Genomic DNA, 12,958 nt, shown 5'->3' with positions numbered 1-12,958 from the left:
TATGGACTATTCCGCTTTACCCTAATTTGTTGTTCAGGGAACGAAGTTTAATTTGGGTAAGTATTTTTTTGGTGTACAAGGGGAAGTCTGCATTTTGTATCCATCCGAAATACCCCGGCTCCTTTTCCAGAACTTCCAGTACCTTTTTTCCCTTGTGTTTGCCAAAAGAGAATATTTCATCTTCATCCTCATCCAGTAAAATGAATCCGGCAAAGTCCACAGATTGTTTTCTCCTTGAAAACTCAGCCAGCTTCTTTACATTGTTTTCCAGCTCCGGGTAACGATCCAGTTGTGCCAACAGCACTTCGTAGGTGGCCTGGGTATCGGCCTCCGCACTATGGGCATCGGATAATTCTTTATCACAATAGAACTTGTAAGCCGCTGCCAGGGTTCGCTTTTCCATTTTATGGAATATGGTCTGTACATCCACAGACACCATGTTTTTCATATCAAAATCCACCTCAGCCCTAAGCATTTCCTCTGCGAGTAAGGGGATATCAAATCGATCCGAATTAAACCCGGCCAGATCGCTGTCCCTTATCATATTGTAAATCTGCCTGGACAACTCCTTAAAAGTAGGCTCTCCGGATACCTTTTCATTGGAAATCCCGTGGACAGCCACTGCTACATCCGGAATGGTCATTTCCGGATTAACCAGCCAGGTCTTGCTTTCCTTATTTCCGTTAGGATAGATCTTAAAAATAGAGATCTCAACGATCCTGTCCTTAGCCACATTGGTCCCGGTAGTTTCCAGGTCGAAAAAGCAAATGGGTTTGCTAAGCTTTAGCTCCATTAATACAGATTTTGGACAAAGATACGCTTTCAGCTATGACGTGAAAGTGTCTGTTGATCATTTCAGCTGATTCGAGAAGAGCCAGGGCAATAAGTCCGGTTCTGCAAAGGCATTTTCCCAGCTGTTGTGATTCACCCCTTCGTAAGTGGTAAACTGTACCTCCGCTCCCTGTTCTTTGAGCGCATTTACGATTTCCACAGAGTGTTCGTAATCTACCACCATATCCGCATCCCCGTGAAAGACCCACCATTTGGTGTCAGTGAGATTGGCTGCAGTGTCCGGATGGGCCCCTCCACAAATGGCGAAGGCCGCAGCGATGGTACCCGGGTTCCTGCGAACGAATTCAAAAGTACCCATTCCACCCATGGAAAGTCCTCCTACGTAAATCCGACTCCGGTCTATCTTATGATTTTGGAGAAGCTCGTCAAACAAAGCCTGTAAACTTTTCATTGCCGGCGTAGCCTCACCAGCTGGTTGAAAGGTGAAATTAAAGGTCATTAATTTTCGTTGCCTGTCCACATTTGCCCAATAGCTCTCTTCCGGGCACTGCGGAAAGACCACAATTGCTGGGAATTTTTCCCTGTTCTCCGGTTCCAGAAAAACTGAACTGCCATGGGTTAGCTGTGCCTCATTATCCAAACCGCGTTCTCCGGCTCCGTGCAAAACCAGCACCAGGGGATAGCTTTTCTGAGGATCGAATTCCTTAGGTAACAGAATACGATAAGGTAAGGAGATATCCCCTCGTTCGAAGACCTTTGCCTGGTAGGCCTCTATACTTTCTTTTGAAGGTTTTGATCCGCAGGAAACCAGGACCATGCAAATACATAAAACAAGGAACCTCATAGCGCTAAACGTTTAGATCATTAAATATAAAAAAGCCCTGAGATGAAACCCAGGGCTTAATACCATACAATGCTTTTATGCTTAAATCTCCCTGTTCGTATCCCAGGCCTCCAGATAATCGGCAACAGCTTTTACGAACATCCCGCCAAGGGCGCCGTTTACCACTCTGTGGTCGTAGCTGTGAGACAGGAACATTTTACTCCGTATTCCAATAAAGTCTCCTTCTTCAGTTTCAATGACAGATGGTACTTTTCTTATAGCTCCCAGAGCCAGTATAGCTACCTGAGGCTGATTGATGATCGGTGTCCCGAAAACACTTCCGAAGGAACCCACATTGGTAACCGTGTAGGTTCCATCCTGAACCTCATCCGGTTTTAATGCGTTGTTTTTGGCCCTGAAGGCCAGATCGTTAACCACCTTTGCCATTCCAACCAAATTCAACTGGTCTGCATTCTTGATCACCGGGACGATCAGGTTGCCATCAGGTAAAGCCGCCGCCATCCCGATATTGATGTTCTTTTTCCGGATCACCGTATCCCCACTTACGGAAATATTGATCATCGGGAAATTTTTCAAGGCTTTAGCCACGGCTTCCATGAAAATCGGTGTAAAGGTGAGCTTCTCTCCCTCCCGCTTTTCAAATTCGGCCTTTACTTTATTTCTCCAGTTGACAATGTTTGTCACATCAGCTTCGATAAAACTCTGTACATGGGCAGAAGTAGCCACACTTTCACGCATATGATGCGCAATTAGCTTGCCCATACGGCTCATGGGGATTACCTCATCCTCTGCTCCCGGCTGGACCTTGCTAACGGGAGGTTCCGGCAGCTTGTTTGTGGCTTGTGGTTGTACGGGTTCGGGCTGCGCAGGCTGCTCCGGCTGCTGTACTTCTTCAACTGCGGATTTACCAGAGGTACGAGCTTCTATATACTGTAGTATGTCATTTTTAGTTACTCTGCCTTCCTTGCCGGTTCCCTGAATACCGTCTAACTCAGCCATCGAGATACCTTCCTCCTTGGCGATATTCTTTACCAGGGGCGAGTAGAACCTTTCCAGGCTGGGTGCGGAAACCGTTTCACTTTCAGAGCCGCTAATTTGTTTTACGACCTGGGTAACCTCGGTCTCCAGCTGCTGAGCCGCTACCTCAGGCTCCTCTACAGCTTCAACCACTGCTGTAGCCTCCGCTTCTGAAGTTGTGGCTGATCCATTCACCTGGATTACCGCTACGGTTTGCCCTACCTGTATAATATCGTCAACTCCAAAAAGTTTTTCAATCAAAACACCTTCAACCTCGCTGGGTACTTCGGAGTCTACCTTGTCCGTTGCTATCTCAAAAACCGCCTCATCCATCTCAATGGTGTCGCCAACTTCCTTCAACCAGGAAGTCAGGGTAGCCTCAGCTACACTCTCACCCATTTGCGGCAATTTTAGTTCAAACTTTGACATATTGTTATTTTAGACGCAGTTTCTGATTACTATTTTGCAAAAATAGTAAAAAAACGGCCGTATTTTTAGATTTATTGTATAAAACTATCCTTAAGATAATTTCAAGGAACCTTCAAAAGGAATCCTGTTCAGGATGCTTCTTCCAAGGGTTACTTCATCGGCATATTCAAGTTCATCTCCAACCGCAATTCCACGTGCTATGGTGGAGGTCTTTATGTCTATACCTTCCAGTTGTTTATAGATGTAGAAATTGGTGGTATCTCCCTCCATTGTTGAACTTAGCGCAAAGATCATTTCTTTGATTTTTCCCTCTTTGGCCTTAGCGATAAGGGAGGCTATGGTCAGGTCTTGCGGCCCAATACCTTCTACGGGAGAGATCTTTCCTCCCAATACATGGTATAAGCCCCGGTATTGCCCGGTATTCTCTATGGCCATGACATCCCTGATATCCTCTACCACGCAAACGGTGCCAGGATCCCTTTTTGGATTACTGCATATTTCACAAATCTCCTGATCTGAGATGTTATGGCAATTGCTACAGAACTTTATCTCTTCTTTCAGGGTCAGCAGGGCAGACGACAGGCGCGCTGTCTTATCCAGCGGCTGCTTCAGCAGATGCATCACCAGTCGCAAAGCCGTACGTTTCCCTATTCCCGGAAGTTGCGACATTTCGTCCACCGCGTTCTCTAAAAGTTTGGATGAAAATTCCATAACAGCAAAATTACGCACTATTTTTACTTTTTGTACTTTGCATCTGAAATTTATTTCTATGACGGCTTCGCATATTCTCCTTCTGGTAGGCGGTTATTTTCTCTTGCTTTTATTGATTTCATACTTTACCGGGAAAAACGATTCCAATACGGACTTTTTCAAGGCTGGAAAGCAGTCTCCCTGGTATTTGGTCGCCTTTGGCATGATAGGGGCTTCACTGTCTGGTGTGACCTTTATTTCGGTTCCCGGCTGGGTTGCCGATTCGCAGTTTAGCTATATGCAGGTGGTCATGGGTTATGTTGTAGGTTATTTTGTGGTGGCCTATGTCTTGCTCCCGGTCTACTACAAATGGAACCTAACCTCCATATACGAGTACCTAAACCGCCGATTTGGAACGGTCAGTCATAAGGTTGGGGCGGTTTCCTTCTTTATTTCCAGGGTTCTGGGAGCCGCTTTCAGGTTATTCCTCGTAGCTATTGTACTACAACAATTTGTTTTTGACGCCTGGAATGTACCTTTTGAGCTCACGGTAACCCTTTCCATAATCCTTATCTGGGTTTACACCTTTAGGGGCGGGATTAAAACGATTGTATGGACGGACACGCTCCAAACACTCTTTATGATACTCTCGGTTATCTTATCCATCCATTTTATTCTTAAGGGATTGGACTGGAGCCTGGGGGATTTCATCGCGTCAAACGAATTCAAACAATACAACAAGACCTTCTTTTTTGAGGATTTTTTCGCCAGAAACCATTTTGTGAAATCCTTTCTGGGTGGGATGTTCATTACTATTTGTATGACGGGGCTGGATCAGGATATGATGCAAAAAAACCTTACTTGCAGGAACCTTAAGGACGCCAAAAAAAATATGATCACTTTCAGTATATCGCTGGGAGTGGTAACCTTTATATTCATGTTGCTGGGTGCCTTGTTGTTCATCTACGCGGCAAAATTCCAGATCGGGATACCGCTGATGGACGGATCGCCAAAAACAGACCTTTTGTTCCCGGAAATCGCGTTAAACGGTGATCTTGGGATACTTGTCGGGGCAACTTTTATGCTAGGGCTGATCGCGGCGGCATACAGTAGCGCGGATAGCGCCCTAACCTCGCTTACTACCTCATTTTGTGTTGATTTTCTGAGCATTGAGAGTAAACCGGAAAAGGATCAGAAAAGGCTGCGAAAAAGAACCCATGTCTGGATGAGCCTGCTACTGATTTTGGTGGTCATCGCCTTTAAATATGTTTTAGACCGCAATGTCATTGACGGTTTACTTACGGTAGCCACCTACACCTACGGACCCTTACTAGGCTTATTCGCTTTCGGTATTTTCACTAAATACGACATTAAGGACCGCTACAGTTGGTTGGTGGCGGTAGTGGTAGTCGGTCTGATTATTGGTATTGCGAATATGCCTTCAGCCTGGCTGGGGGGTTATACTGTGGGTTATGAATTGCTACCTATCAACGGAATGCTGACTTTTATCGGTTTATACCTGATCCGAAAATAAATCAGTACTGTCCCGTAGCCAGCATGACCAGGGTACAGCCTACTTCAACCTCAATATCCTTTTCGCGAAGTAATTCATAAAAATGGAAGTTTTCCGTACCCGGATTAAAAATAACGCGTTTAGGAGCGAGATCAAGGATGGCGTCGTAAAAGGTTCGTTGATTGTACGGATTCATATACAAAGTTAGGGTGTGAATATTTTGAAAATCCTCCAAATTAGTTTTTATTTGTACATTCAATACCTCCCCTGCCATCCTGCCGAATGCTACGGTCTCGATACCTTTGGCCACAAGCCTGTGAATGGCCAAATTACTATAGCGATTAGGTTGCGTTGATGCTCCGAATACGAGTGTCTTTTTCATAGTGCGTTGCGGCGTGTTAAAGTGTGTTAATAACTGTAACTATTCGTAAAAAAGTTCGTCTATTGGTAGAACAAAAAATTAGTCATTGATATCGCTATATTTTTTATAGTTAATGGTTAGTGTTTAGTATAGCTTATCAATGAAGAAACCCCGGCGGCTTCGTCGGGGTTTTGCTTTTCTTGTGCACGTACCCACTCCTTGCCCTCAAAGATATCGCTTCTTAATGTACAAAATGCTAATCCGCTCTTCTCCAATTCCATACTGTTCTTCAGCTTGTTAAAATTTGTTAAAAAAACCGGGATATGGTAACATATATGGCCCTTTGTCGTCCAGTAGTTAACATCAATCAATCAATCAAAAACGAACGACATGAGCAAAGCTCTTTTACTTTGCGCCCTTCTGCTGAGCGGCGCATTGAAGGCCACACCCTTAACAGACCCCTCCGACTTACGTATTGGCAGCGTCACGGGAAAGGTCATTGATAAGACGTTAAAACAACCCGTAGCTTACGCCGCCATCGTCATTAAGTCCACTGAGGATAACAGCACCATTACCGGAGGAATAACCACGGAGGACGGTAGTTTTGAGGTAAAGAAGATACCTGAAGGAGATTTCACCTTTGAGGTGCAGTTTATTGGGTTTAAGACCTATTCCACACAAATACGGATCACCAAGAGCAACAGGAAATTAGACCTCGGGGTAATATCCCTTGAAGAAGAGGCCGAAGAACTCAGCGGGGTGGATGTGGTAGCTGAAAGAACCACTATTGAACAGAAAATAGACCGTAAGGTGATCAACGTGGGCAAAGACCTGACAACAGCCGGGGCCACGGCATCGGATATCATGAACAATATTCCCTCTGTCAATGTGGACTCCCAGACCGGAGAACTTACCCTCCGTGGAAATTCCAACGTAAGGGTGATGGTAGATGGAAAGCTCTCCAACGTACCCGTAGCTCAATTACTCAGACAGATTCCTTCTACCTCTATCAAGTCCATAGAGTTGATTACCAACCCCTCCGCTAAATACAATCCGGAAGGGATGAGCGGTATCATCAATATTGTACTTCACAAAAATGCGAATATCGGGTTCAACGGTAATATCAGTACAGGGCTGACCGTCGATATTGAAGCGAAATTCAACAGTACCATAGACCTGAATTACCGGAACGGAAAGGTAAACCTATACGGCAACTACGGGAATAATGTCGGGAAATATGTAAACAACGGAAACATATTCAGAGCGGATGAGAACTCGCTTCAGGACTTTGGATTCCTGGACAACAACCAATCCCATCTATTTAAAGTTGGTATCGATTTTTATCTCAACGAAAAGAACACCATTTCCTTCTTTACCAACCAGAATTTATATAACGGTACAACACTTGGTGAGACCAGGGTGACCTATAACAACGATATGGCCCGAAATACAAACCAGCTCTTCAGGAGCGATCAGGACAATTCCAGCCAGCAGTATAATTTTGATTATAAACTGGAATTCAAAAAAGAAGGGCACAATATTGAGCTGGAAATTGATCACAATCGTTTTGAGAACGACGAAGACGCGGACTTTCAGTCTACAGGCGCCACACTGTTCCCGGATTACAAGGATTTTGTGGATACACGAAGGGATCAGACCTTTATCAACCTGGATTATGTAAACCCCTTGGATTCCATCTCAAAGCTGGAAGCCGGCCTGGAATCCAGAACCTTTGAAACCGAAGTGGATTACACCTCAACGGGGCTGTCTTTTAATTCCAGTGGGGATCTCATCCCTACGCCCAGTACGGATTTTATCTATGGAATGGATATTTATTCCGCCTACGCCACCTTTGGACAGAACTATGAAAAATGGTCGTACCAGTTAGGTGTAAGGGTAGAAGACGTAACTGTAAAAGCAGATACGAACCAGGTAAGGGCCTTTACCGACGAATATACCCAAATATATCCTTCAGGTTTTATCACTTACAGACCGAGTGAAAAGAATCAGTTTCAGCTCAGTGTGAGCCGAAGGGTAGACAGGCCTGGATTGTCCCAGGTAAACCCGATCAGGGAATGGGCCACTCCGCTTATTTCTTCCTTTGGAAATCCAAGTCTGGTACCCCAGTTTACCAATTCCGTAGAGGCCAATTATACCAGAAGGCTTAAAAATGGGAGTATCACAGCAGGAGTGTTCTACAGAAGGATCAAGGATGAGATCAACAGGGCTGTTTATATTGATCGATTAGACCTGAACAAGATCATTCTGACCTTTGATAATTTTGATAATACCTCAGCCTACGGATTTGAGTTCTCTACCAACTACAGGCCCACCAAATGGTGGAGTATTAACGGAAGTTTTGATCTCTTTTCACAAACGCAAAGAGGGGTTACTGAAACCTTGCAGGGGGTAGTTGGTACGGCAACAGAAGACGACATCATAACCGAAAGGGTCAATGTAGATAACACAGCATGGAACCTGAGAATGAACAACAGTTTTAAGGCTACCAAAAAGCTGACCATCCAATTGTTCGGATTCTACAGGGGGCGAAACCAAAACCTGCAGTTTGAAGTTGACCCCATGTATTTTGTGAACCTGGGGGCACGATACAGCTTTGCACAGGGCAAGGGGACCTTTAGCGTGAATTACAACGATATTTTCAATACGATGCAATTTGGTTTCGACGGAGATCGTCCCTATGTACAATCAGGGGTATTCAACTGGGAAAGCCAGACGGTTTATACCGGACTTTCTTACCGCTTTGGAAGTGGCAAGAACAGGAAGGCGCAACGGAAAAGAAGAGACAGCAACACCAAGCAAGGTAGTGGTGGAATATTATAAGGGTGAATTGATAGGGTAATTTGGAAGGATTGGTTGGTTGACTTCCATTTCGCCCGTCAATCCAAGGAACCCTGACGATTCTGTCAGGGTTCTTTTATTTTATATCACCAAATACAAGAAATATAAGTTTCCTCTTGCAATTTTGGATGTACCAAAACGCCAAAGCTATCATTGATAGGCTAATATGAAAGAAATTGCTGATGAATATCCATTTCATCTGGCAATCCAGGCAACCCTGACGATTCTGTCAGGGTTCTTTTATTTGAATCTGTTCCAGATAGTATAAAGTATGAGAAAGATCAAGCGACAGTGCATTTAGAGACAAATACACAAAAAACTTATCCGTTAACACATATTGTCTTGATTTACAGTCTATCAAACGCTTTATTGGTAACAGAAACAGTGGTAAACCTCCGGACATTTTAAGTTTTTTTAAGCTTAAACAGGCCGTGGATTTACCCAATTGGCCCCGTGGTGTTCAGAATAGCCATTTTAAATACAAACCTTCTAAAAGTTTTTTTGTTTTTTCAGGTCTTGTTGCACTATTGCCCAACGCTTCACGGGCAAAAGAGCCCAAAAATGTCGTTTGCGAAGATCGAAAATGGCATGAATAACAGCTGGATATCCTGCATTACTCAAGACGCTAAAGGATTTATTTGGGTAGGCACCCAAGACGGTTTGCACCGATATGACGGCTACAGCTTTGAGATTCTCCGAAATTCTCCCAGGGAAACTGAATCCCTTATGGCTAATTGGGTCCGTACAATAGTTGCTGATCCTGATAATAGTCTTTGGATTGGAACGCATGGGGGCGGCTTAACAAAGTTTTCACCCCACAAAATGAGCTTTGCCAACTTTGCTCTTGAAGAGCCCGATGTTTCTTCAGGAAATATTGTTTTTAAGGCAATTTCCGTAAATGATAAATACTTACTATCCGCTACAGAGGAAGGCTTCCAGGTTTACAACTTCTTTACGGGCTCGAGGAGAAACCTGGGATATGGAACTTTTAAATCGAACATCGCTGCCTCAGAAGATTTCCTTTGGCTAACGGATAATCAACATCTATATCGCCAAAGTCTTGGATCCGAAACTAAAATTCTGGTCCATACCTTCGATTCAACTATTCAGCTGCTGGAATACATTCCATCTGTGGGCCTTGTAGTAGGGCTGAAAGACAATCTTATTCTGTATAAGGAGAATAAAATAGACAGACAGATTGCCATAGACGAAACAGTCGTGAGTATTGCTGCGGATACCAAAGGGGGCTATTTCCTGGCCTCAGGCACTTCCCTTTTTAAACTGAATACTACCCGGTTTGAACTAACAAAAGTAAGCACGGACATAGATACCACCAACAGGCAGATCAAGACCGTTTTTGCCGATTCACAGGGAAACCTCTGGGTAGGAACGGACAAGGGTCTATATAAAGAGCGAAAACAAGAGAAAGCTTTTCTGCAGAATCCAATTGAACTTCATGCAAGGAGAATTATAAAACACAAAGGTTCTATTTATCTGGGTGGCGCCAAGGGCCTTTTTAAGGTAGAGGATAATAGTGTTCTACATATCATACAAGATAGGGGTATCACCGCCTTATTTGATGAAGGAGAAAGCATCATGGCCAGTTCGGCCATGGAAGAGATCTACAAAGTGGTGGATGACAGTCCAAATGTCACCATTCCTATATCCACAATGTTTGATAAAAAGTTGGTGGTCTATGGACTTGCTAAAGATAGAAAAGGCCGTTTATGGGTAGGTTCCTGGATGGGGCTTCACCTGCTGGACGAGCAGGGAAAATTGCTCAAATTCATCCCACTAAACACAGGGTCCAAGAACGGTGAGGCCAAAATAATTGATATCCTAATCGATTCCAGGGACCGGCTTTGGGTCATTACCGCAGGTTATGGTTTGTATTCAATCAAAGATATTTCAGCCATAGACAAGAACACGGTAAGTCCGGAAATTACCGGCTTTAGAAACTCAAAGAAAGCGCTGAATTCCATCAGTTCCGATATTATTCTGAGTACAGTAGAGGACGAAAAAGGCCAAATGTGGTTTGGTACTGAATTTGGAGTGGTACGATACCTTGAGGATAGCAACGGATTTGCCAAATTAGAATATCAGGGTAAGGTATTCGACAAGAAAGTGATGGACTTGCAGATAGACTCGGATCAGAACCTTTGGATCACCACCATTAGTGATGGTATCTATGTCTTTAACGAAGTTACTAAGACCATGAGGCATTTTACCACAAACGATGGCCTGATCTCCAACGCTTTTCTTTTTGGTTCGGGGTTCTATGACCAAGTCGAGGATCTGATGTATTTTGGGACAAACGAAGGGATCCAAAAAATAGATCTTTCACAGACTTTTTCGGTTAAAAGCAATCCGCGTCCCCTTATATCCAAAATCCAGATCAACAATGCCGAAGACAAAAGCCATATAGCGCCCCTTACTGCCCCTTTTATAAAGGAGCTTTATCTCGCTTCTAATCAGAACGATTTTTCAGTTCGTTTCTCCGCATTAGACTTTAGCTCTCCTGAAAATATTCGCTATCTCTACGCATTGGACGATGATGAGTGGAGAACCACCGATCTACAGACCGCTTATTTCACCAATGTTCCCTATGGAAATCACACTTTAAAAGTAAAAGCTGTGCCATATGGTATGACAAGCAATCAGGAAAGTACTACTCTAAGGATCTATATTAAACCTCCTTGGTACCTAAGTACCATTGCCAAAATACTGTACGTGCTGTTGCTCTGCTCTGTCGTATTTGGCTTGCATGTTTACGCGAAATGGAGATGGAATATGAAACTCAATTTGAAAATAAGCCAGGAGAATGCACGGCGACTAAAAAAGCTTCATGACATGAAGTCCAGGCTTTACACTGAAATTGCCCATGAATTCAAAACTCCGCTTACCTTGATCTCCGGCCCAATAGACAGTTCTTTACTAGAGGGTAATTTATCGGAATTTGATCGATCAAACTTTTCGCTGGTCCAGCGAAACGCCAATCGCCTAAGTTGCCTGGTCGATCAGCTTTTGGAGCTTGCCAAATTAGAGGATGGCAAACTCAATATGAAGATCAGTGAAGGTAATTTAGGTCTTCTTTTACAGACTATTTCCAGCTCTTTTCAATTCAGCGCCCAAACCAAAAATTTGCGATACGAAGCGGAGATTACCGGTATTGGACTGGCCTGGTATGATGAAGATGTAATTGAAAAGATTATAACCAATCTTCTTTCCAATGCCTTCAAGTATACCTCCCCGAATGGGTTGTGTTGTTTTTCAGCCTGGAAAAAGGCGGACCGTGTCTATTTCAGCGTCAGGAACACCGCCAGGGATGCTTCAGAATTACCCCTGGAAAAACTGTTTGATCGTTTTTATCAACACAACGACTACTCGGAAGGAATGGGCATAGGTCTATCCCTGGTAAGAGAACTAGTTAAAGTTTACGGCGGTAAAATAGCGTTGAGGCGCGAGCAGGACGATATCCTGGAATTTCGCATAGAAATGCCGGTTAACAAGAGCGCTTTTAAGCAAGAATGGATAGTGGAAACCTCTGAGCTTAACACTGAAAAGGGTCGTGTTTCCAGGATTTACACAGAAAATGAAGGCCATCTTAATGGTCTTAATGCAGAGCTTCCAATACTGCTGATCATTGAGGATCACGATGAGATACGAAGTTTTATCAAATCAGCCCTAGAGAAGGAATATAGAATTCTGGAAGCCCAAAACGGAAAAACCGGAATGGAGCTTGCTACTTCCCGCATACCTGATATCATATTATCTGATATAAGAATGCCCTTACTAAACGGAATAGATCTATGTGATGTGCTTAAAAAAGATCAGCGTACCAGTCACATTCCAATTATCCTGTTAACGGCCAGTATGGGCGAAGAATTTGAACTCAAAGGCCTGACTTCGGGTGCTGATGACTATATCACCAAGCCATTCAAAATAAAGGTCCTAAGGCAGCGGATTGCCAATCTGGTCACTGTTCGAAAGAAACTCCGGGACAGGTACAGAAAGGAGTTTGTATTAAAACCAAAAGATATTGCCATAACCCCGGGTGATGAAGCCTTCCTAAATAGGGTACAGCAAATTCTTGATGAATATCTTACCGATCCTGAATTCAACGCTGAATCCTTTAGCCAGAAAGCAGGCATGAGCAGAATGCAACTGCACAGAAAGTTATTGGCCTATACAGGTTTGTCCACCTCAGCCTTTATACGTTCTCAACGTTTAAATCAGGCCATCAACCTTCTTAAGTCATCCGATCTGACCATTAGCGAAGTGGCCTATACCGTAGGGTTCAACACTCCTCGTTATTTTATGAAGTGCTTTAAGGAAACCTTCAAAAAAACACCCTCGGAATATCTTCAATCTATTGTATATCAATAATTTACAACCTGGGTTACATATTGTGACCACTTTGTTACATACCATCACCCACCTCATCTGCTAGCAC

At 43.8% G+C, this 12,958-nt stretch carries 8 protein-coding genes; 3 read left to right on the top strand and 5 right to left on the bottom strand.

The genetic code is table 11. The annotated features are described in order from the left end of the window. Positions 1–16: 16 nt before the first annotated feature. The 4 genes from GTQ38_RS07690 to recR all read right to left on the bottom strand — a co-directional run bounded on the left by GTQ38_RS07690 (position 17) and on the right by recR (position 3,793). Entirely contained in the window at positions 17–793 is a 777-nt protein-coding gene (locus tag GTQ38_RS07690) for a 3'-5' exonuclease (RefSeq protein ID WP_161434914.1), read from the bottom strand. 57 nt (positions 794–850) lie between these two features. Further along, entirely contained in the window at positions 851–1,636 is a 786-nt protein-coding gene (locus GTQ38_RS07685; RefSeq protein WP_238857851.1) for a carboxylesterase family protein, read from the bottom strand. Between the two features lie 81 nt (positions 1,637–1,717). Further along, the gene (locus GTQ38_RS07680; RefSeq protein WP_161434913.1) at positions 1,718–3,082 is read right to left on the bottom strand and encodes a dihydrolipoamide acetyltransferase family protein; all 1,365 of its coding nucleotides are present in this window, start codon (positions 3,080–3,082) and stop codon (positions 1,718–1,720) included. Between the two features lie 90 nt (positions 3,083–3,172). Then, positions 3,173–3,793 carry a recombination mediator RecR gene (recR, locus tag GTQ38_RS07675; protein WP_161434912.1) on the bottom strand — a complete coding sequence of 207 codons (621 nt, stop codon included), beginning with the start codon at positions 3,791–3,793 and terminating at the stop codon, positions 3,173–3,175. Positions 3,794–3,851: 58 nt separating this feature from the next. Here recR and GTQ38_RS07670 point away from each other — a divergent pair, with 58 nt between their 5' ends. After that, entirely contained in the window at positions 3,852–5,306 is a 1,455-nt protein-coding gene (locus tag GTQ38_RS07670) for a sodium:solute symporter (protein ID WP_161434911.1), read from the top strand. A gap of 1 nt (position 5,307) precedes the next feature. Here the strand turns inward: GTQ38_RS07670 and GTQ38_RS07665 are convergent, their stop codons facing one another. Beyond that, positions 5,308–5,667: a CoA-binding protein gene (locus GTQ38_RS07665; RefSeq protein ID WP_161434910.1), complete on the bottom strand. Its 360-nt coding sequence runs from the start codon at positions 5,665–5,667 to the stop codon at positions 5,308–5,310. Between the two features lie 369 nt (positions 5,668–6,036). Here GTQ38_RS07665 and GTQ38_RS07660 point away from each other — a divergent pair, with 369 nt between their 5' ends. Together GTQ38_RS07660 and GTQ38_RS07655 are read left to right on the top strand one after the other, a co-directional pair. Next, positions 6,037–8,487, top strand: a complete 2,451-nt coding sequence (locus tag GTQ38_RS07660; RefSeq protein ID WP_161434909.1) for an outer membrane beta-barrel family protein — start codon at positions 6,037–6,039, stop codon at positions 8,485–8,487. Between the two features lie 579 nt (positions 8,488–9,066). Further along, complete coding sequence (locus tag GTQ38_RS07655) at positions 9,067–12,891, top strand: hybrid sensor histidine kinase/response regulator transcription factor (RefSeq protein ID WP_161434908.1); 3,825 nt, start codon at positions 9,067–9,069, stop codon at positions 12,889–12,891. Positions 12,892–12,958 lie beyond the last annotated feature (67 nt).

This window comes from Poritiphilus flavus (genome assembly GCF_009901585.1).
GTDB lineage: Bacteria > Bacteroidota > Bacteroidia > Flavobacteriales > Flavobacteriaceae > Poritiphilus > Poritiphilus flavus.
The sequence above is the reverse complement of the archived record's forward strand: the minus strand, read 5'-3'. Positions and strand labels throughout refer to the sequence as shown.

What these genes read in the sequence shown, in the direction of transcription:
- GTQ38_RS07690 (WP_161434914.1), bottom strand. Translation starts at nt 793, where the DNA reads ATGGAGCTAAAGCTTAGCAAACCCATTTGCTTTTTCGACCTGGAAACT.
- GTQ38_RS07685 (WP_238857851.1), bottom strand. Translation starts at nt 1,636, where the DNA reads ATGAGGTTCCTTGTTTTATGTATTTGCATGGTCCTGGTTTCCTGCGGA.
- GTQ38_RS07680 (WP_161434913.1), bottom strand. Translation starts at nt 3,082, where the DNA reads ATGTCAAAGTTTGAACTAAAATTGCCGCAAATGGGTGAGAGTGTAGCT.
- recR (WP_161434912.1), bottom strand. Translation starts at nt 3,793, where the DNA reads ATGGAATTTTCATCCAAACTTTTAGAGAACGCGGTGGACGAAATGTCG.
- GTQ38_RS07670 (WP_161434911.1), top strand. Translation starts at nt 3,852, where the DNA reads ATGACGGCTTCGCATATTCTCCTTCTGGTAGGCGGTTATTTTCTCTTG.
- GTQ38_RS07665 (WP_161434910.1), bottom strand. Translation starts at nt 5,667, where the DNA reads ATGAAAAAGACACTCGTATTCGGAGCATCAACGCAACCTAATCGCTAT.
- GTQ38_RS07660 (WP_161434909.1), top strand. Translation starts at nt 6,037, where the DNA reads ATGAGCAAAGCTCTTTTACTTTGCGCCCTTCTGCTGAGCGGCGCATTG.
- GTQ38_RS07655 (WP_161434908.1), top strand. Translation starts at nt 9,067, where the DNA reads ATGTCGTTTGCGAAGATCGAAAATGGCATGAATAACAGCTGGATATCC.